This window comes from Ralstonia sp. NFACC01 (assembly GCF_900115545.1).
In the GTDB taxonomy this organism is placed as follows: Bacteria; Pseudomonadota; Gammaproteobacteria; order Burkholderiales; family Burkholderiaceae; genus Ralstonia; species Ralstonia mojiangensis.
Window position 1 is genome coordinate 410,762 of sequence record NZ_FOWV01000004.1, and the last position, 17,478, is coordinate 428,239.

Below are 17,478 nucleotides of genomic sequence, written 5' to 3' on the forward strand. Positions count from 1 at the left end.
CCGCCGGGCCCCTTCGGCCCGGCCTCAACTGCTGTGGACACGTACGCCGTGCCCCAGCCGGATTCATGTCGCGATCAGGCGGCTTCCGCTTCGTCGCACAGCGCCATGTCGGCCGACATCAGCAGGCGCTCGATGTCCACCAGGATCAGCATGCGCTCGTCGATCGAACCCAAGCCACGGATGTATTCCGTGTCCAGCGCGCCCGAGAACTCCGGCGCCGGCTTGATCTGCTGGCTTTGCAGCGTCAGCACGTCCGACACGCCATCCACCACGATGCCGACCACGCGGTCCATCAGGTTCAGAATGATGACGACGGTGTACTGGTTGTACTCGACGCGATCGAGCTGGAACTTGATGCGCAGATCAACGATCGGCACGATGATGCCGCGCAGGTTGATCACGCCCTTGATGAAATCGGGTGCATTGGCAATGCGCGTGACGGTCTCGTAGCCGCGGATCTCCTGCACCTTCAGGATGTCGATGCCGTACTCTTCTTGACCCAGCGTGAAGGCCAGGTACTCCTCCCCGCCGGTGTCTTCGCCGATCGCGTGTTCCTTGACTTCCATTGCGGCTCCCCTCGGCCCGTTGGGCCACTAGATTGAATTCGTTGTGGTGGTGGATCCCACCCTGCCAGGCGTGAACGCTTATGCCGCGGCCATCGCCTCGGTCGAGAAACGACCACCCTGTGCTGCGCCCACCTCGTGCTTTTCGGCTGTAACGGCACGCATCCCGTTTTCTGAATGGCCCGCGCGCGTCTCGCGCATCAGTGCCGATACGTCGACGATCAGTGCCACGCTGCCGTCACCCAGGATGGTCGCGCCCGAAATGCCGGGCACGCGGCGGTAGTTGGTCTCGAGGTTCTTGACCACCACCTGTTGCTGACCGACCAGCTCGTCGATCTGCAGCGCAATCTTCTTGCCTTCCGAATCCAGGATCACGACGATGCCTTCCGACGGATCGGGCAGCGACGGCGTGATGCGGAAGCGTTCGTACATCGGCACCAGCGTCAGGTATTCGTTGCGCACCTTGAGCAGGCGACCGCCGCCCGGCACAGCCTTGATGTCTTCCGGACGCGGTTGCAGCGATTCAGCCACGCACGACAGCGGGAGGATGAACACTTCTTCACCGGTCTTGACCGACATGCCGTCAAGAATCGCCAGCGTGAGCGGCAGCACGATGCGGATCGTGGTCCCCTTGCCCTTCTGCGACTGGATTTCGACGTAGCCACCCATCGACTGGATGTTCTGCTTGACCACGTCCATGCCAACGCCGCGGCCGGACACGTCCGTCACCTGGTCGGCCGTGGAGAAGCCCGGCGCGAAGATGAGCTGGTTGATCTCGTCGTCGGTCATGTTGTCCGACACGGGCAGGCCGCGCTCGCGCGCCTTCTTGAGAATCTTGTCGCGGTTCAGGCCCTGACCGTCGTCGCTCACTTCGATAACGATGTTGCCGCCCTGGTGGGCAGCAGACAGCAGCAGCTGGCCGGTGGCGTCCTTGCCCGCGGCCACGCGGGCTTCGGGCAGTTCGATGCCATGGTCCAGGCTGTTGCGCACCAGGTGCGTGAGCGGATCAATGATCCGTTCGATCAGGCCCTTGTCCAGTTCGGTCGACTTGCCGAACGTCGACAGCTCGACCTGCTTACCCAGCTTGTGCGCCAGGTCGCGCACCAGGCGCGGGAAGCGGTTGAACACGTAGTCCATCGGCATCATGCGGATGGACATGGCGGCCTCTTGCAGGTCGCGCGCATTACGCGTGAGCTGCGACAGGCCGGCAAACAGGCGCTCGTTGAGTACCGGGTCGAAGGCCTGCGCGGTTTGCGCCAGCATGGCCTGCGTGATGACGAGTTCGCCTACCAGGTTGATGAGCTGGTCGACCTTTTCCACGCCCACGCGGATCGACGTTTCTGCAGCCACGGCGGGCTTGTGATCGGCAGCGGCCGGGCGGGTCGGCGCCGGGGCGGCGGCAGCGGAAACCGCCTGCGCCGGCGCGGCTTCGTTGGCAGCCGGGGCGTGCACTTCCGTCTGTGCAGCGGCGGGCGTCGGTGCGGCGGAAACGGCCTGAGCCGGCGCAGCGGCTTCAGCCACGACCGGCGCAGCGCCACCCACATGCGGCGTGATGACGATCTGGTCCGCATCGATGATGAAGCAGCTCACCGCGATGATGTCGTCGGCGGTGCAGGTGCTCTGCAGCACGATGTCGCTGTTGCGGCCGGTGCGCGTGTGGCGCAGCACGGTGCCCAGGTGCTTGAGTTCGGTGACGATCAGCTCGCAGTCTTCGTTCGAGACGTCGATGAGCTTGATGTCCAGGCCGCCGTCGATGTCGCCCACGGCTTCAGCCGCAGGCGCTTCGACCACCACAGGCTCGGGCTGGGGCGCGGCCACCGGTTCGGGTGTCGCGGCCGCGGGCGCCGCGGCTGCCGGTGCGGCTGCTGCAGGGGCGCCGTCCTCGGCAGTCAGGCTGTTGAGCTTGGCCACCATGTATTCGAGCGTGGCCGTATCGATAGGGTGCTCTTGCCGGTAGGCATCAAGTTGGCTTTTCAACACGTCTTTCGTTTCCAGGAAGGCATCCACCATGTTTTCGCGCAGCTGCAAGGTACCGGTGCGAGCGCGGTCCAGAATCGATTCGGCCACATGCGTGAGTTCCGTCATGTGTGTGAAACCGAAGGTCGCGGCACCACCCTTGATGGAGTGCGCGCAGCGGAAGATGGCGTTCAGATCATCAGAAGAAGGGTTGGCGACATCGAGGTTGAGCAGCAGCCGCTCCATGTCGACGAGCAGCTCTTCCGCCTCTTCGAAGAAGGCGCCGAAAAACTGGCTAAGGTCGAGGTTCATATCTGTCGTCTCGGTCGTTTAATGCGTCGATGCAGACCCGTGGGTCTGCGCATGCCATTCGAGCAACTGCATCACCGAATCCGTCAGCCCATCCGGGTCGAACGGCTTGGGCAGAAAGCCCGTCGCACCGGCAGCACGTGCCTGGTCGCGGATGGTGCTGTCAGCCTCGGTGGTCAGCATGAGGATCGGGGTGTCGGCGTAGGCCGGCAGCGTGCGCAGCGCACGAATGAGGGTCAGGCCGTCCATCGACGGCATCACCTGGTCGGTGATCACAAGGTGGTGGCTGCCCTGGGCCAGCGTGCGCGCGGCTTCCAGCGCGGCGGTGCCGTCGCCGGCTTCCGTCACGGCAAAACCGCACTCGCGCAGGCACGCGGCAATCATGCGGCGGATCGATGTGGAATCGTCCACCACCAGGATGTGTTTCTCGCTCATTGACTGTTTCTCCCCTCGGCGCTCTTTATGGCTTGGCCGCAGTCACCGCGTCTGCCACGCCCGTGGCACGTGCAGCGGCGTCGGTCAGCGTGTCTTTGCCGTCATTGCGCAGGTCGGCCACCGGCTCGACCCCACCCGAGCGCACGGCTTCAGCAGCGCGTGCGTTGAGCACGACGATGCTGATGCGGCGGTTGATCGGGTTGTAGATGTTGGCCTTGTCCAGCGGCACCGATGCCTCCAGGCCCACCACGCGGCTGACCTTTTCGGGTTTCATGCCGCCGGCCACCAGCTCGCGCCGCGATGCGTTGGCGCGGTCGGCCGACAATTCCCAGTTGCTGTAGCCGTGCTGCGTGGCGTATTGCGTGGCGTCGGTGTGGCCCGACAGGCTGATCGGGTTGGGCACGTCGTTCAGCGCTGAGCCCAGCTCGCGCAGGATGGTGCGCATGTACGGCTGCACCTCGGCGCTGGCGTTGGCAAACATCGGGCGGTTCTGCTGGTCAACGATCTGGATGCGCAGGCCTTCGGTGGTCATGTCGATCAGCAACTGGTGCTTGAACTGGCTCATCACCGGGTTCGTCTCGACCATCTCGGCAATCTTCTGCTTGAGCTTGTTCAGCGCCGCATCGTCCGACTCATCGCGGATATTGCGCTGGCGCTGCACGGTCGGGCTGGGGCTCGGGTTCGGCTGCGGCATGTTCTGCTTGAGCGCCGGGCTGCCGTTGAGGATGCTGGACTGGTCGCCCGAACCGGCGCCACCGAACAGCGCCACTTTCAGCGGCGTACGGAAATACGTTTCGACCGACGACAGCTCGGCCTTGGTCACCGAGCTGAGCAGCCACATCAGCAGGAAGAACGCCATCATGGCGGTCACGAAATCGGCGTAGGCGATCTTCCACGCGCCACCGTGGTGGCCGTGTCCGCCTTTCTTGTTGCGCCGAATGACAATGAAGGTCGGCGTGCTGGACTTGCTCATGGTCCGTTCCCGTCGGTGTGTGCTGCGTCGTTAATGGCTTGGCTCGTTGGCCGCGCTCTGTGTCATATGGGGTTCAGCGCTACGCTGTCTTGGCGCCACGGACGTGGTCTTCCAGCTCGGCAAAGGACGGGCGCTCGGTCGAGAACAGCACCTTGCGGCCGAACTCCACGGCAATCGCCGGGGCGTAGCCGTTCATGCTGGCCAGCAGCGTCACCTTGATGCACTGGAACAACTTGGTCGATTCTTCAGCGCGCTGCTCCAGCAGCGAACCCAGGGGCCCGATGAAGCCGTACGCCAGCAAAATGCCGAGGAACGTACCGACCAGCGCGGACGCGATCAGCTTGCCCAGCTCTGCCGGCGGCAGGCCGACCGAGCCCATGGTGTGCACCACGCCCATCACAGCGGCCACGATGCCGAAGGCCGGCATGGCGTCGCCAACTTTGGTGATGATGCGAGCGGGTTGTTCGGCTTCGTGGTGGTGGGTGTCGATTTCCTGATCCATCAGCGCTTCGATCTGGAACGGATTCAGGTTGCCGCCCACCATCAGGCGGAGGTAATCGCAGATGAAATCCAGCGCGTGGTGATCTGCCTGGATGGCGGGGTAATTGGCGAACAGCGCGCTTTCGTGCGGGGATTCGATGTCGGCTTCAATCGACATCATCCCTTCGCGGCGGATCTTGGACAGCACCACGTACAGCAGCGCCATCACTTCCATATAGAGGGCCTTGGTGTACTTCGAGCCCTTGAACAGGCCGGGCAACGCCTTGACGGTGGCGTTGATGGCCTTTTTGTCGTTGCCGACCACGAAGGCGCCAATGCCGGCGCCGAAGATGATCAGCAGTTCGGTCGGCTGAAACAAGGGCCCGAGGTGTCCTCCGGCCAGCATGTAGCCGCCGAACACCGACGCGAGAATCACGATGTAACCGATGGCAACTAACACGGGGCGAACTCCTGAATGGGCGATCCTTCGATCAATACAAGAGGGAATAACGGCATCCCCCCGGTTAACTGAAGGCTTGAGCGCCTGGTTTTGCTGCTGCGCGGCGCTTGGAAAACCCTGCCGCCGCGCCCTTCTCCACCAAGAACGGCAACAAAACGGGCGGCTTGAGCACCACCTGGCCCAAAGAGGGCTTCCCCCTAGGCCGATCCAAAGAAAAAGGGACGGAAATCGCTTTCCGTCCCCACTTTTCGCCCTTCTTCCTTCTTCTTTTTACGCGCGGCGGCAAAAAAAATGCCGGTCCGCAGTTGCCTGCGACCGGCCTACCCCCTTCCCCTTTTGTCCTGCCTGAGCCCCTGTGCTTTTCCTGCTCTGTGTTCCTTGCTCTTTTGTTCTTTGTATTGTTATGTGCCGATCTGGCCGGCTATTCGGCTATTCCCGTATTTCCCGTACTGCTACCCGTATTTCCCGTCCGCCCTTTTTGACCATCCCCCGGCGGTTCTGCAACTCCCGTACTTCCGACTTCCCGTATTCCCGTATCCCTGCAATGCCGTTATCAGGCGTCGACCGTCTTTTCTGCGATCGCATCAACCGGAGCAGCGACGCGCTTTTTCTTTCCTGCGCGTGACGGCGGCTGGCACACACCGCACACAAAATCATGGTGCAGGTCGTCTGCGTGGGCCACGAAATGGCCGGTGCAGCGCTTGCACTTCACGGTGTGCAGCATCTTCCCCTCGAAGAACTTGAGCATCATCCACGCGCGGGTGATCGAGAGCACCTCTTCCTGTTCGTGGACGTGAATATGTTCCTGGTACAGCTTGTAGGCCGAGATCAGTCGGCGCACACCAGTGCTGCGGCTGTTCTCGCCCAGAAAACGGTAGATGTTCAGGAAGATCGACGAATGGATGTTCGGCGACCACGTCAGGAACCAATCTGCCGAGAAGGGCAGCATGCCCTTGGGCGGCGATTCCCCACGAATTTCCTTGTACAGCTTGACCAGACGCTCACGGCTGAGCGTGGTTTCTTGTTCCAGCAATTGCAGGCGCGCACCGAGCGAAATCAATTCCGCTGCGAGGTGGATCTGCTGAACTTCGTTCATGACGCTGGTGTGACGCATGGCACTGCTCCCGCTACGCTTGCTACTCATCCAAAGTGCAATCTCTGAACCCGGCGGAAAACCCGCCGCAAATGGCTCAGCTGATCTGCTCAACCGCCTGACGTGCCAGCAGGATCGACATTTGCGATTGCTGCAGGCCCTTGTCACGGTGCGGCTGGGTCACCAGACCCAGGATGGCGTGATCGTCGAAGCGGAAGCGGCACAGCATCATGTTCGTGCTGGCCAGCTTGACGATCTGCGCGGGCGACATCGTCAGCAGGATGTCAGCCAGTTCTTCAGAGATGCCGAGGCGAAACAGTGCGGCATCCCGATCCTTGGCCAGCATCTGCTGGGCAAGCATCAAGTAGGTGAGATTCAGCTCGCTGATCTCGGAAACAATGTCTTGCGTGTCCATGTATGTCCCGTCGTGTGCAGTAAAAGTACAACCTGCATCCGATCTCGCATGGTGATGTCCGGTTGGCGCTATTTTTTTGCGCCTACCCTCGCCGGGCTGTTCACCAATCCCCACAGATCGGATGTTCCTGCAGTCGGCGCCGTTGCCGGCACTTCCTGCTCCTTCTTACTCACGTCGCTAAAGACATGGCGAAGTTGTTTTCTGTTGAACACATTGTGGGTTTACGTCCGGGGTAAGTAAAGAAGGGGGGACCCCTACGTCGGAGGGGTGAGGTAGTCCGTTCTCTTGTAGGCAATCTTCTTACAAATCTGTTAATAAACGTTGCAAATGAAGCCTTTGCCGACGCAACAGCCCTGGGTGGACGATGCGCTAAAGCGGGTGTTTGACACGTATTTACCCCAATGAATGGCGAAAGATAGCAATTAAATTGCCTAAAGTTGTCAGAAATCGACAAGGAAGACGTCGCACTTCTGCGACTGTGAGCATCGGATGCCGGGTTAACCGCTTGTAGGACACTTCTGACCCACTCCTACACGCCGTGTAGGACAGTTCCGACCGGCTTTCGACCGATTTTGTAGGAGCACTCCTACAGTCGAAAGGCGATTTTGTAGGACAGCTCCTACCCGTTTGTTTATCTAAAGCAGACACGTCTTCTTAATCGATACAAAAATGGAGAGGAAGACCCACTTGCCTGGGTGGGAGAGGACGGACCACGCACTTCGTTTGGTGCGGCGCCACAAAAAGTGCCGCATGGTCGTCTGCAGAAAGAAAAAACGGGGGAATTTTGATGATCTGGCAGCCGCCGCTCTTGTAGGACAGCTGTAGGACAACGTGAGCTGCGCCAACAGCCCACGCGCGTCGTCAGTCGTGGTGCGGCGGGGTCCAGCGGGCGCGTAATACGGTGCCCGTGGCGGATTCGGTGATGACGAGCGATTGTCCGTCGGGTGTGAGTGCAACGTTGGTGGTGGTGCGCCCCCGGCACGACGCGATACGCGCCAGTGGTTCGCCATGCGGCGAAACGACAAATACCGCGCCCAGCGAGGCATGCGCGACGAACAGGTGGCCGGTGGCGTCCATCGCCATGCCGTCGGGGCCGCTGGTGCCGTAAAACTGCGCGAAGCGGCCAACCTTGCTCGTGCTGCCGTCACCGAGCAGCGGCAGACGCCAGACGGCGTTGTCGCGCGTCATGGCGACGAACAGCGCGGATTCGTCTGGTGTCAGCACCAGACCGTTCGGGCTCGGACCATTGGCGAGCAGGCAATCGAGGCGGCCATCCGAGCGCAGGCGATACACGCGGCCGGTCGGGTCGTGCAGGCCGGTCTGGCCTTGGTCGGTGAAATACACATCGCCGTTGCGGGCGACGATCAGGTCGTTGGGGCCTTTGAAGCGCTCGCTGTTGCGACGAGTCAGGAACGGCGTGACCACGCCCGTCGCGGGGTCCAGCGACAGCAACCCATTCTTATAGTCCGCAATCAGCAGCGTGCCGTCGTGGCGCAGCGCCAGGCCGTTCGGTTCGCCGTCGTATTCCGCCACCACATTCCAATCGCCCTGCGCTGAGACACGCAGGATGCGGCCATGCGGAATATCCACCAGCCACAGATTGCCGTGCGCATCCCAGCACGGGCCTTCCAGAAAGCAATCGACCGGCGCGCCGCCTTTGTTTGCGCGGGACCATTCGGTCGGCACCGGGCGACGCAACGCGCCCGGCATCTCCGCAAAGACAGTGGTTTCGATGATCGGCCAGTTGAAATACGTCATGGCGCGGCGGCCGATTCAGGCTGAGTCAGATGCCGCGTGGCGTGGCCGGTATAGCGGTACGGCAATTGGCGCGGCATCGGGCCCTTGTTGCGCTCGCTGCGGCCGCTTTGCTCCCAGGCGTGCGCCAGGATGCCGACGGCACGCGACAGGCAGAACACGCCGCGCGCCAGCGGCGCCGCAAAACCCAGTTCCGCATAGATCACGGCCGTGGCGCCGTCGATGTTCATCGGAATCGGCTTGCCCTTGCGGCCGGAGAGCAGTGCTTCGATGGCGCGGCCGATGGCGGCATACCGCCCGCCAACCACACCGTCCTGCGCAGCCTCGTCCACCAGCGCGAGCAGGCGCCCTGCGCGTGGGTCGACCGGGTGGAAGCGATGCCCGAAGCCCGGTAGGTACTTGCCATGCGCAGCGATAAACGCGTCGACGCCAGCCGCCGTGGCAGCCTCGAGTGAGGCGCCGTCAAACATGCGCGCCTCGATATCGTGGAACAGCTCGACGGCCTGCTGCCCCGCCCCGCCGTGCACGTCGTCCAGCGCGTTCAACGCAGACGCCATCGCGCCATTGAGCGGCAAGCCACAGCTCGTCGCCATCTTGGCAATCGCAATGGATGGCGCATGCGGGCCGTGGTCGACCGACGCCACCAGCGCCGCTTCCAGCAAGGCCGCCTGCCGCTTGGCCGGCAATTCGCCGCGCAGCATCAGCCAGATCATTTCGGCAAAGCCGATCTGGCCGATCAGCTCCTGGATCGGGTAGCCGCGTACGTGGATGCGGCCGGGTTCGATGTCGATGATGTCGGTGCGCCAGTAATCGGCAGCGAGGCCGGCGGCAGAATCGATTGCGTTGGGGGCAGATGCGGTCGTCATGATCAGATGGCGCCTTCAGCGCGCAAGGCTTCGATTTGGTCGTGGCGGTAGCCCAGCCTGGCAAGCCAGTCGTCGGTATGGGCGGAGAGCGACGGTGCGGGAGTCTTCGGGCACGGGTCTTCACCCGAGAGGCGGAAACCCGCGCGCGTCACGTGCTGCCCCGCCTCCGGGAACGAGGTGACGAAGCTGCGTCCTGTCACCTGCTCGTGCGCCAGCACGCCAGGCACGTCGAGCACCAGCCCCGCGGGAACACCGGCATCGATCAGCAGCGGTTCCCATTCGGCGGCCGGGCGCGCGGCCAGCGCAGCTTCCAGTGCATCGTTGAGCTGCTGGCGATGTTCCTTGCGTGCATGGCGCTCGGCAAAGCGCGCATCGGTGGCAAGTTCCGGCTGGCCGACCACGCGGCACAGCGCGGCAAACTGCTTGTCTTCGTTGGCGGCGATATTGATCAGCCCATCGCCCGTGGTGAATGTGCCCGACGGCGCGGCGGTGAAATTCTGGTTGCCCATCGGCTGCGGCGTGACGCCGGCGTTCAGATAGTTGGAGACCACCCAGCCCATGGTGGCGAGCGTCGATTCCAGCATCGACACATCCACCATGCAGCCCTGCCCCGTACGCTGCGCGCCGAGCAGGCATGCGGTGACGGCCAGCGCCGCCGTGATGCCGCCCACCGTGTCGCTGATCGGGTAACCCACGCGCAGCGGCGCGGATGCATCGTCGCCGGTGACGCTCATCACGCCGGAAATGCCCTGGATGATCTGGTCGTATGCCGGTCTGCCGCTGAGCGGACCGTCCTTGCCGAAACCCGAGATGGCGCAATAGACAAGACGCGGATTGACCTCGCGCAGCACGTCGTAGCCGAGTTCGAGGCGGTCCATCACGCCGGGGCGATAGTTTTCGATCAGGGCATCGGCCTGCGCCACCAGCTTGAGCAGGATCGCGCGCCCCTCCGGGTGCTTCAGGTTGACGGTGACGGACTGCTTGCCCGCATTGACGGCGACGAACGAGGCGCCCATCTTGCGGCGCGCCTGCTCCGGATCGGCGCCCAGACGGCGGGCGAGATCGCCATTGCCAGGCACCTCCACCTTGATGACTTCAGCGCCGAGCAAACCCAGCTGATAGCCGCAGAACGGCCCGGCCAGCACGTTCGACAAGTCGAGCACGCGCAAACCCGCGAGAGGCAAAGCCATGAAAACAACTCCTGCTACACAGTCGGCTCCGCCTCTCGCCCCGCTCAGGAGGTTGGGCGTCTTGGCGGAGCCTAGGTTTTAGAGATCAGTTGGGCAGCGAGACGCAGCGGCGCGGGGTCGCCACCCAGCGTGGACGTGATTTGCGCGGCGTGCTCCAGCACCGGCACGCGCCACGATTGCAGCAGCGCCCCGTCGATGCGCGAGGCCGGACCGGCAAGGCACAGCGCACCTCGCAGCGCCTGCTGCACACCAAACACCGGCACCGACAGACCCACCGTTTCCCGGTCGCGTTCGCCAATCGACACGTAATAGTGATCGCGCCGGATCGCGTCGTACGTGGCGCCTTGCATGCCAGAGAACGCGCACAGCACGCGCCCGCCCGAACCGCGCTCCAGCGGCAGCACGTCGCCCTCGCGCACGTGATCGCGGATCGAATGGTTCGAATCCACGCGGTGCAGGCACACACGCACATCGCGCTCGCGGATGTAGAGCGACACCGCCTCGCCCGTGGCTTCAGCCAGCGCGCGCATGTGCGGCAGTACCACGTCGCCCAGACGCATGCTGCGCTGGTAGAGCGCGCCGAGCATCAACGGCGCGGCACCAATCTGGTAGCGGCCGTCTTCCAGGCGAAACAGCATGCGGTGCTGGATGAGCGAGCCGGCCAGCCGCAGGATCGTGCTTTTGTAGAGCCCGGTGCGCGCGGCCAGCTCGGCCAGCGTCAGCGCGTAATCGCCGGGGCGGAACGCAAACAGGATCGAAAACGCGCGGTCCAGCGCGGCCACACCCGACTGCCCCGGCGTGGCGGCATCGCCCTCATTGGCGGCGGGCGTGATCTCGTTCTGGGTGGTTTGGCGCTCTGCGGTCATGGCGGGTTGGGCGAGACGGTTCACTTGACCGTCTTCAATGCTTGGTCGACGAAGCGGTTAGTGTACGTTTTACTCAGGTCGATCTTGGCGTTGCGGATCTTTTCGTCGTAGCTGGAAAGCACCGTCAGGGCCACCTTGGCATCGGCATCCGTCATCAGGCCGTCCTTGGAGAAGATCGGCTTGGAGTGGCGCAGCGCATCGACAAACACGTCGCGCCCACCCACCTGCTGCTCCTTGGGCATCTTGTCGGCAATGGCCTCGGGCGTACTTGCGTCGATCCATTTGAGCGTGCGGATAAAGGCGTTCACCAGCCGCTGCACGGTCTCGGGATTCTTCGTCATGAAGTCGCGCGTCACGTACAGCGTGGCCGTCGGGTAGCGGCCGCCGAACACCGCGCTGGAGCCGGCATCGGTGCGCGTATCCACCAGGAACTTGGCGGCGCGGCGCTTCTCCAGCAGGCTCGCCACGGGGTCGAAGTTGACGAGCGCGTCGATCTCCTTGCGATCGAGCGCCACCATGCCCGGCGCGCCCGACCCCACGGCGATGTACGACACATCGTTGACTTGCAGACCGTTCTTGATGGCGTAGTAACGCGCAAACAGGTCGGTGGACGAACCCGGCGCGGTGATGCCGATCTTCTTGCCCTTCAGATCCTTGCCGCTCTTGATATCCAGGTCGGGCCGCACCGCCAGCACAATGCCGGGCGTGGTGTTGAGCAACGCCACCGACACAATGTCCTTGCCCTGCGCTTGGATATGGATGGTGTGGTCATAGAAGCCCACCACCGCATCGGTCGAACCGGCAATCAGGGCCTGCAGGGCCTTGCTGCCGCCAGCCTGGAAGTTCTCCACCTTCACGTTGAGCCCTTCCTTCTGGAAGTTGCCCAGCGACTGCGTGAGCGGCACCGGCATGTAGTTCAGGATCATCGAGCCGACCGACAGACTCACATCCTTCTTCTCCGGCTCGGCGGCGTTGCCTGCGGTACAGACGGCCGCACACAACAGGGCCGAAATCCATCGCTTCATGGTTGTCTCCATCATCGTTATTGGTATCCGGGGGTCAGGCGCCGGTCTCGGGATCAACCTTCGGACGCCACACCAGCAACTTGCCCTCAAGCGCATCGACGCTGCGGTCCAGCGCAATCACGAAGGCCGACAGCACGACGATCCCCGAGAACACGCCGGTGGCATCGAACACGCCTTCTGCCTGCGCAATCAGGTGGCCCAGGCCGGCCGACGAACCGAGGTACTCAGCCACGATTGCGCCCATCACGGCCATGCCGACGGAAGCGCGCAGGCTGGAGAGAATCCAGCTCGTGGCAGATGGCACATACACATGGCGCAGCAGGCTGATGCGGCTGGCCTTGAGCAGGCGCGCGTTGGCCAGGATGACGGGGTTCACCTCGCGCACGCCCTGGTACGTATTGAAGAACGTGATGAACAGCACCATCGTCGCGCCCAGCGCCACCTTGGAGGTCAGCCCCAGCCCGAACCACATCACGAAGATGGGCGCGAGCAGAATGCGCGGGATCGCGTTGAAGACCTTGATGAACGGGTCGAGCACCTCCGCCGCGAGCCTGGACAAGCCAAGCCACAACCCCAGACTGATGCCGAGCAGCGTGCCGATGCCGAACGAGAGAATCGTCTCGGCCAGCGTGATGGCGAGGTGCGTATAGATATCGCCGCCGGAGAACCATTCCCAGATGCGCGCGACGATGGACGAGGGCATCGAGAAATAGAATGGGTCCACCACGCCCGCGCGGCCCAGGCCTTCCCACGAGCCGAACATCAACGCCACAACGGCCAGCTGAAACAGGCGGATCTTGGTCTTGTGCGCGAGACCGGCGCGCGGCGTGCCCACGGCGGGCATCGTATTAGTGCTGGACGGCATGGCTCTTCTCCACTTCGGTGCCGAGGATCGACCAGATCTCGCGATACAGGCGGATGAACGCGTCGGACATGTTGATTTCAGACACGTTGCGCGGGCGCGGCAGCGTGATTTCCACATCGCCAACCGGATGGCTGGCAGGCCCGGCTGACATGACGACCACGCGGTCGGCCAGGGCAATGGCCTCTTCCAGGTCGTGCGTGATGAACAGCAGCGATTTGCGGTCTTCCTGCCAGAGGCGCAGCAACTCGCTCTGCATGAGATGGCGCGTGTGCACGTCCAGCGCCGAGAACGGCTCGTCCATCAGCACGATCTTGGGCGAGAGGATCAGCGTCTGCGCCATGCTGATGCGCTTCTTCTGCCCGCCCGAGAGCTGATGCGGATACCGCGACTCGAAGCCGGCCAGGCCGACCTTCTTCATCCACGGACGGGCGCGCTCGCGGGCCTCGTCCACTGGCACGCCCTGGAACACCAACCCCAGGGCGACGTTGTCCAGCGCCGTCTTCCAGGGCAGCAGCGAGTCCTGCTGCATCATGAAACCGGCACTGCCGTTCAGCCCGGTCAGCGGTTCACCAAACACAGTGATGGTGCCTCCAGCCGGCTTGAGCAGCCCGGTCACGGCGTTGAGCAACGTGCTCTTGCCGCAACCCGTCGGGCCCACCACAGCCACGAATTCGCCGTCCCCAATCGACAGGTCAACGCCTTGCACCGCCGTGAAGCTGCCGAACCGCACCGAAACCTGATTGAGCTGAACCGCCGGCAACCCGGCGTGGAGTCGGCCACTGGCGGCCGGAAGGGAAGAAAGCATGGGCGTCTCCTTGAACGCGCCTGATTCGATGCGTTCTGTTTGATGGAATTTAGTTCTATTTTATAGACCATCAACATCGGAGTTAACGGGCGTAAACCCGTAAACAGCGGGGCACCGTCCGAAATTGCTCACCATCATGCCAGGACAACACCTCAATTTGTTCTTTCTGAAGAAATTGCGTTCTTATGGACAGAACGATAAGAAACGTACATTTGGGAGAATTGTTGGTACGAACGCTAAAGTTTTCCGCCTGCCATCCGATGAAGGGCGTACTGATCAGCGAGATGGCCATGCAACTTTCTTCCCCTTCCGTTTCTACTGCGACCGCCGGCGCATCAGGCAGCGGAAGCAGTTCGTCCAGTGACATCGAGCGCCTGCAGCGCCAGCTCAAGAACCTGCAGAAGTCGATGCAGGATCTGCCCGCGCAGAATCTGCCGCCGGATCAGGCACGCGAGCAGGCACAGTTGCTCAGCCAGCAGATTCAGATCGTGCAGGCGCAGATCGCCCGCCTTCAGGCGCAGAACGGCCTGGAGCAAGCAGAAACCCGGTTGGAAAACCGGCACAACGCATCTAAAAGCGCTTCCGGCACAGGCAACACCGACGCGGCCGCCAAGGCCCGCACGACGGACAAGGTGACCGGCTCGTCCACGGCGAGCGATGCCCGTCTGCACGCCCGCGAAGCTACGCAGGCACAGTCCGCGCAGTCAGCCCATCCCGCCAGCGCTGAGGCCATCACGCCGGCCAAGCCACCGCTGGTTTCGGTCAGGGCCTGAGCGGCAGCAACGCGGCGGCCGCTTTACCTTGATGGCGCCCACCGCCGATGCCTGACCACCTCCTTCCTCACCCCCTCCCATCGGGGGGACGCCAGCGTGCGGTGCCGACAGCGACAATCGCCGCGCCGCCTTCCTGTGTGCGGCATCGAGAACACGCATGACCTCCGCCGCCAGCGACGCCCTGCCCCCGACCGCCCCCGCCGATCCGCATCCGGCGCGCACGCCTTCGCGCAATTTCTTTGCACGCCACTGGCGCGGTGATTACAGCCTCGCCCGCTCGTATTGGTTGCATACCGCGCTGATGCAATTTGGCGTGGTGGCGCTCAGCGCCGGTGTCACGCATGCGCTGGCACATAACGCACCGGCGCGCGCGGCATCAGCGGCGCTGCTCGTGATTTACGTGATGGGATTGGCCCTGTGGATCTGGGCGGTGGTGGGCACCTGGCGCTCCGCCGACCGCGAGCAAGCGCGCAATCGGCTTACCGGCATGTCAAACCTGTGGCCGCTGATCGCCAAGGTGATGATCGTGCTGGGCGCTGTCGGCACCAGCTCGCGCGTGATCAACGATGGGCCGCGCCTGGGCGCGCATCTGCGCACCGCGCTGGGTGAGCAAGCGGCGTCGCCGTTTACGGTGATGCCGCAACGCGATGGGCGCGCCATCCTCTTCAATGGCGGTATGAACGACGGCGCCGCCGATGCGCTGGAAGCCGCGCTGCGCAAGGCGCCAAACGCCGTAGCCGTGGTGCTGCGCTCCGAAGGCGGGTGGCTGCGCGAAGGGACGCTGGTGGCAGATGTCATCCGCCGCCACCATCTGCGCACATATGTTGAGCGCACCTGCGCATCAGCTTGCACGATCGCCTTCCTCGCAGGCGCTGACCGCGCCGCCGCACCGGCTGCACGCATCGGCTTCCACCGCCCGCGCGCGGTTGGCGCCGATCACGACCAGACCCCCGGCGCCACCGACAGCGAACTCTGGCGTGCATATGCAGACGCGGGCCTGCCCGATGCCTTCGTGCGCCGCGTGCAGGACACACCGTTCGACCAGATGTGGTTTCCCACCGCGCAAGAGCTGCTGACGGGCCACGTCGTCACGCGCGCATCGCCCGGTGGCGAATACGCAACCATGGCCACGCAGTTGAATACCCGCGAAGCTTTGGCGGCCGAACTGCGCAGCGCCCCGCTGTATGCAACGCTGGAACGCAAGTACCCCGCGCACTTCAGCCGCCTGATCGACACGCTGTGGCCAGAACTGCAGCGCAACGTTACGGATGCGCGGGCGGTGACGCTGCTGCGCGAGCAGACGGGCAAGCTGTACCGCGCGCTGATCCCGACTGCACCCAACGCGCTGCTCTTTGCCAACGCGCAACTCACGCTTGAACAGGCCCAGGCACTGCAGCGCATGAGCCCGGAAGCCTGCGTGGCCTATCTGGACGGCACGTCCGGGGCAAGCGCCGCGGCCGCACGATTGCCGCGCACGCTCGTCACCCGCGAACAGGCCCTGTTCTCAGACCTGATGCAGGCGGCCGACCCAGACCACGCGCCGGTTGTCACACGCGCACAAACCCTGCCGGTGCTGCAATTGGCCGTGGCCGCCCTTCCGCTCAATGAACAGCGCGTGCTGACCGTGCCCGCACTACGCCACTCCGCGCCGCCCGCCGAACGGTGCCAGGCGCTGATCGGCTTCTCCCGCTCGATCCTGGCCCTGCCGGAAACCGAACGCGCGCTGGCGTTGCGCGGCATGTATGCCGATACGTCCGCGCCCGATTCGTAGCAAGACGCTTCAGGCTGAACTTCAGGCTGACCGCAACGCGGCCAGCGACGCCCGCTGGCGCCCCTCTTCATCAAAGTTGTCCGGCGACAGCCATTGCTCGAATGCGGCTCTCACCTGCGGCCAATCCGCATCGATGATGGAGAACCACGCGGTATCGCGGCTGCGGCCCTTGTAGACCACCGCCTGGCGAAAAATGCCTTCGAACTGGAAGCCCAACCGTTGCGCAGTCTGCCGCGATGGCGCGTTCAGGCTGTCGCACTTCCACTCGTAGCGCCGGTAGCCGAGGTCTTCAAAGACGTGCTTCATCAGCAGGAATTGCGCTTCGGTCGATGCCGGTGTCCGTTGCAGCAACGGCGAGAACGTCACCGCCCCAACTTCCACCACGCCGTGATCAGGCGTGATGCGCATCAGCGCCAGCGTACCGACCGGGCGATCCGTGCGCGCGTCGATCACCGCGTATTGCAGCGGATCGCGCTTCACCGCAATGCGCTCGATATAGGCGCGGTGTGCCGCCATATCGGCGAACGGGCCTTCCACCATGTACGTCCAGACGCGGTCGTCCTGCGCCTGGCCGAACGCTTCGAACAGCGCGTCGGCGTGGCGCGCAGCGTCAAGCGGCTCCAGCCGGCAGTAGCGGCCGGCGAGCGGCGCGTGCGGCGGCAGCGGCCGGGCCGTCCAGCCGGACAGCGGCGCACCAATGGGTTGCTGATAAGCGTTGAGCGTGGGCATGCGTGAAATCTGAGTCGAGAACAGCAAGGAGCCTTCACCCTACAGAACTTCGTGGCTCCATGAAAAGAGCCACGGAAGCACACATGGATAGAGCCACATCAACACCCTACGCCCGGATTAAACCGTTCGATGCCCCGCCACACGCCGAT

Annotated in this window: 18 protein-coding genes; 3 read left to right on the top strand and 15 right to left on the bottom strand. The window is 63.6% G+C overall.

The features are described 5' to 3' along the window. Positions 1–74 precede the first annotated feature (74 nt). The 5 genes from BM136_RS12890 to motA form a co-directional block, all read right to left on the bottom strand. Complete coding sequence (locus BM136_RS12890; RefSeq protein ID WP_092972203.1) at positions 75–566, bottom strand: chemotaxis protein CheW; 492 nt, start codon at positions 564–566, stop codon at positions 75–77. Positions 567–644: 78 nt separating this feature from the next. Beyond that, positions 645–2,831: a chemotaxis protein CheA gene (gene cheA, locus BM136_RS12895; RefSeq protein ID WP_092972204.1), complete on the bottom strand. Its 2,187-nt coding sequence runs from the start codon at positions 2,829–2,831 to the stop codon at positions 645–647. 18 nt (positions 2,832–2,849) lie between these two features. Then, positions 2,850–3,263: a response regulator gene (locus tag BM136_RS12900; RefSeq protein ID WP_092972205.1), complete on the bottom strand. Its 414-nt coding sequence runs from the start codon at positions 3,261–3,263 to the stop codon at positions 2,850–2,852. A gap of 25 nt (positions 3,264–3,288) precedes the next feature. Beyond that, on the bottom strand, positions 3,289–4,236 hold the full coding sequence (motB, locus tag BM136_RS12905) for a flagellar motor protein MotB (protein WP_027679317.1): 948 nt from the start codon (positions 4,234–4,236) through the stop codon (positions 3,289–3,291). 79 nt (positions 4,237–4,315) lie between these two features. Next, positions 4,316–5,176 (bottom strand): flagellar motor stator protein MotA, encoded by an 861-nt coding sequence (gene motA / locus BM136_RS12910; protein ID WP_021192846.1) that lies wholly within the window; start codon positions 5,174–5,176, stop codon positions 4,316–4,318. A 107-nt stretch (positions 5,177–5,283) separates the two neighbouring features. On the opposite strand from motA, the gene BM136_RS25175 reads away from it, so the two are divergent. Next, positions 5,284–5,658 carry a hypothetical protein gene (locus BM136_RS25175; protein ID WP_139219372.1) on the top strand — a complete coding sequence of 125 codons (375 nt, stop codon included), beginning with the start codon at positions 5,284–5,286 and terminating at the stop codon, positions 5,656–5,658. A 71-nt stretch (positions 5,659–5,729) separates the two neighbouring features. On the opposite strand, the gene flhC is transcribed toward BM136_RS25175, so the two are convergent. From flhC to BM136_RS12955, 9 genes are all read right to left on the bottom strand, one after another. Next, the gene (gene flhC, locus BM136_RS12915; protein WP_092972206.1) at positions 5,730–6,290 is read right to left on the bottom strand and encodes a flagellar transcriptional regulator FlhC; all 561 of its coding nucleotides are present in this window, start codon (positions 6,288–6,290) and stop codon (positions 5,730–5,732) included. 76 nt (positions 6,291–6,366) lie between these two features. Continuing rightward, positions 6,367–6,684, bottom strand: a complete 318-nt coding sequence (gene flhD / locus BM136_RS12920) for a flagellar transcriptional regulator FlhD (RefSeq protein ID WP_004627783.1) — start codon at positions 6,682–6,684, stop codon at positions 6,367–6,369. 861 nt (positions 6,685–7,545) lie between these two features. Beyond that, a complete protein-coding gene (locus tag BM136_RS12925) occupies positions 7,546–8,442 on the bottom strand; it encodes an SMP-30/gluconolactonase/LRE family protein (protein ID WP_092972207.1) in 897 nt (298 codons plus the stop codon). Continuing rightward, the gene (locus BM136_RS12930; RefSeq protein WP_092972208.1) at positions 8,439–9,305 is read right to left on the bottom strand and encodes a citryl-CoA lyase; all 867 of its coding nucleotides are present in this window, start codon (positions 9,303–9,305) and stop codon (positions 8,439–8,441) included. The genes BM136_RS12925 and BM136_RS12930 overlap by 4 nt, the downstream gene beginning before the upstream one ends. A 2-nt stretch (positions 9,306–9,307) precedes the next feature. Next, entirely contained in the window at positions 9,308–10,495 is a 1,188-nt protein-coding gene (locus BM136_RS12935; protein ID WP_092972209.1) for a CaiB/BaiF CoA transferase family protein, read from the bottom strand. A 71-nt stretch (positions 10,496–10,566) separates the two neighbouring features. After that, positions 10,567–11,385 (bottom strand): IclR family transcriptional regulator, encoded by an 819-nt coding sequence (locus BM136_RS12940; protein WP_009276985.1) that lies wholly within the window; start codon positions 11,383–11,385, stop codon positions 10,567–10,569. Then, positions 11,382–12,386: an ABC transporter substrate-binding protein gene (locus BM136_RS12945; RefSeq protein ID WP_092972210.1), complete on the bottom strand. Its 1,005-nt coding sequence runs from the start codon at positions 12,384–12,386 to the stop codon at positions 11,382–11,384. Before BM136_RS12945 ends, BM136_RS12940 begins: the two co-directional genes overlap by 4 nt. A gap of 34 nt (positions 12,387–12,420) precedes the next feature. After that, positions 12,421–13,251 (bottom strand): ABC transporter permease, encoded by an 831-nt coding sequence (locus tag BM136_RS12950; protein WP_092972211.1) that lies wholly within the window; start codon positions 13,249–13,251, stop codon positions 12,421–12,423. Beyond that, complete coding sequence (locus BM136_RS12955; RefSeq protein ID WP_092972212.1) at positions 13,235–14,056, bottom strand: ABC transporter ATP-binding protein; 822 nt, start codon at positions 14,054–14,056, stop codon at positions 13,235–13,237. The genes BM136_RS12950 and BM136_RS12955 overlap by 17 nt, the downstream gene beginning before the upstream one ends. A gap of 260 nt (positions 14,057–14,316) precedes the next feature. On the opposite strand from BM136_RS12955, the gene BM136_RS12960 reads away from it, so the two are divergent. Together BM136_RS12960 and BM136_RS12965 are read left to right on the top strand one after the other, a co-directional pair. Continuing rightward, positions 14,317–14,829 carry a FlxA-like family protein gene (locus BM136_RS12960; RefSeq protein WP_092972213.1) on the top strand — a complete coding sequence of 171 codons (513 nt, stop codon included), beginning with the start codon at positions 14,317–14,319 and terminating at the stop codon, positions 14,827–14,829. 157 nt (positions 14,830–14,986) lie between these two features. Then, positions 14,987–16,600: a COG3904 family protein gene (locus BM136_RS12965; RefSeq protein ID WP_092972214.1), complete on the top strand. Its 1,614-nt coding sequence runs from the start codon at positions 14,987–14,989 to the stop codon at positions 16,598–16,600. Positions 16,601–16,621: 21 nt separating this feature from the next. Here BM136_RS12965 and BM136_RS12970 read toward each other — a convergent pair whose 3' ends face one another. Further along, complete coding sequence (locus BM136_RS12970) at positions 16,622–17,329, bottom strand: GNAT family N-acetyltransferase (protein ID WP_092972215.1); 708 nt, start codon at positions 17,327–17,329, stop codon at positions 16,622–16,624. Positions 17,330–17,478: the final 149 nt, after the last annotated feature.

Excerpts from the sequence above, each read along its gene's own strand:
- BM136_RS12890 (WP_092972203.1), bottom strand. The coding sequence starts at position 566 with ATGGAAGTCAAGGAACACGCGATCGGCGAAGACACCGGCGGGGAGGAG.
- cheA (WP_092972204.1), bottom strand. The coding sequence starts at position 2,831 with ATGAACCTCGACCTTAGCCAGTTTTTCGGCGCCTTCTTCGAAGAGGCG.
- BM136_RS12900 (WP_092972205.1), bottom strand. The coding sequence starts at position 3,263 with ATGAGCGAGAAACACATCCTGGTGGTGGACGATTCCACATCGATCCGC.
- motB (WP_027679317.1), bottom strand. The coding sequence starts at position 4,236 with ATGAGCAAGTCCAGCACGCCGACCTTCATTGTCATTCGGCGCAACAAG.
- flhC (WP_092972206.1), bottom strand. The coding sequence starts at position 6,290 with ATGCGTCACACCAGCGTCATGAACGAAGTTCAGCAGATCCACCTCGCA.
- flhD (WP_004627783.1), bottom strand. The coding sequence starts at position 6,684 with ATGGACACGCAAGACATTGTTTCCGAGATCAGCGAGCTGAATCTCACC.
- BM136_RS12925 (WP_092972207.1), bottom strand. The coding sequence starts at position 8,442 with ATGACGTATTTCAACTGGCCGATCATCGAAACCACTGTCTTTGCGGAG.
- BM136_RS12930 (WP_092972208.1), bottom strand. The coding sequence starts at position 9,305 with ATGACGACCGCATCTGCCCCCAACGCAATCGATTCTGCCGCCGGCCTC.
- BM136_RS12935 (WP_092972209.1), bottom strand. The coding sequence starts at position 10,495 with ATGGCTTTGCCTCTCGCGGGTTTGCGCGTGCTCGACTTGTCGAACGTG.
- BM136_RS12945 (WP_092972210.1), bottom strand. The coding sequence starts at position 12,386 with ATGAAGCGATGGATTTCGGCCCTGTTGTGTGCGGCCGTCTGTACCGCA.
- BM136_RS12950 (WP_092972211.1), bottom strand. The coding sequence starts at position 13,251 with ATGCCGTCCAGCACTAATACGATGCCCGCCGTGGGCACGCCGCGCGCC.
- BM136_RS12955 (WP_092972212.1), bottom strand. The coding sequence starts at position 14,056 with ATGCTTTCTTCCCTTCCGGCCGCCAGTGGCCGACTCCACGCCGGGTTG.
- BM136_RS12960 (WP_092972213.1), top strand. The coding sequence starts at position 14,317 with ATGAAGGGCGTACTGATCAGCGAGATGGCCATGCAACTTTCTTCCCCT.
- BM136_RS12965 (WP_092972214.1), top strand. The coding sequence starts at position 14,987 with ATGACCTCCGCCGCCAGCGACGCCCTGCCCCCGACCGCCCCCGCCGAT.
- BM136_RS12970 (WP_092972215.1), bottom strand. The coding sequence starts at position 17,329 with ATGCCCACGCTCAACGCTTATCAGCAACCCATTGGTGCGCCGCTGTCC.